Source organism: Alcanivorax sp. (assembly GCF_014762765.1).
GTDB lineage: Bacteria > Pseudomonadota > Gammaproteobacteria > Pseudomonadales > Alcanivoracaceae > Alcanivorax.
Window position 1 is genome coordinate 1 of record NZ_JABURH010000002.1, and the last position, 1,154, is coordinate 1,154.

At 52.9% G+C, this 1,154-nt stretch carries 2 protein-coding genes; both read right to left on the reverse strand.

Annotation, left to right across the window (positions count from 1 at the left end; translation table 11 throughout):
* Positions 1–799: IS3 family transposase (locus HUJ17_RS00015; RefSeq protein ID WP_290508797.1), on the reverse strand; the 799-nt coding region annotated here is incomplete at its 3' end.
* Positions 796–1,104 carry a transposase gene (locus HUJ17_RS00020; RefSeq protein WP_272974550.1) on the reverse strand — a complete coding sequence of 103 codons (309 nt, stop codon included), beginning with the start codon at positions 1,102–1,104 and terminating at the stop codon, positions 796–798. The genes HUJ17_RS00020 and HUJ17_RS00015, both read right to left, overlap by 4 nt.
* Between the last annotated feature and the right edge of the window lie 50 nt (positions 1,105–1,154).

The window sequence follows — 1,154 nt, forward strand, 5'->3', positions numbered from 1 at the left end:
GTTTGCGGTTATAAAAGATTTCTATGTATTCAAAGATACCGGATCGGACTGCTTCGATGGAAGCATATTGCTCCGCATAGATCAGCTCCACCTTGAGCCTGCTATAGAAAGACTCCATTACCGCATTATCCCAACAATTACCCTGGCGACTCATGCTCGGCAAACAGCCTCGTGAACGAACCAGATCGAGATATTTCACGGAACGGAACTGAACCCCACGATCAGAGTGAATTATCAGTCCGGGCTGGATATCCCGATTTGCGTACGCCATTGCAAGTGCATCCATCGCCAGCCTCTCTGTCATTGAGGTATCCAGCTTCCAGCCAACGATGGCACGAGAATAAAGATCCATTACCGTCGCAAGATAGAGCCAGCGCCCATTGACCCAGATATAGGTGATATCCGTCACCCATTTCTGATTTGGCCCCTCCGCCCGAAACCGACGACGCAACCGGTTCTCTTCCACATTGATCATCGTCGGGCTGGCTGGGCGATAGTGAAACCCCTTACCGTTGCGTGCCCGGATACCCCGCAACCGCATGATATTGGCTACAAAATTCTTCGAACATGGCAGACCCGCATCTGCCAATTCATCAGCAAGCCTGGGGGCGCCATAGCGGGCCTTGAACTCCGCAAACAGTTCAACAACCTTGCTCTCCACCTGTTCGCGCCGTAGCTGAGCAGCACAGGGCGGGCGCTTCAGCCACTTGTAGAACCCTGAGCGGGATACGTTCATGGCTCGGCACATCAACACGACGGAGTAATGTCCCAAATACTCGGCAATGACCGCGTACTTCACTCTTGGTGCTTCGCAAAGTACGCAGCAGCCTTTTTTAGGAATTCGTTCTCCTTACGCGCTTCATTGAGCTCGCGCTTGAGGCGTCGCACTTCCTCGGATTCGTGTTTGGAGTAATCGACACCGTCCAGGCTATTGAATTGCTTATCGGAAAGGCGAGAAAACTGGCGGCGCCAGTTATAGATCTGGCCGGGGTGCAAACCCAACTCCTTGGCAACCGATACCGCCGTATTCCCTGGTTGGTCGGATCGGCGGACGGCTTCTCTACGGAAGTCTTCCGTATATGCTTGCCGCTGTTTCTTGGCCATGACACACCTCCATTAGGGGCTACCCTAACTATAAAGGGTGTCTACTCTCT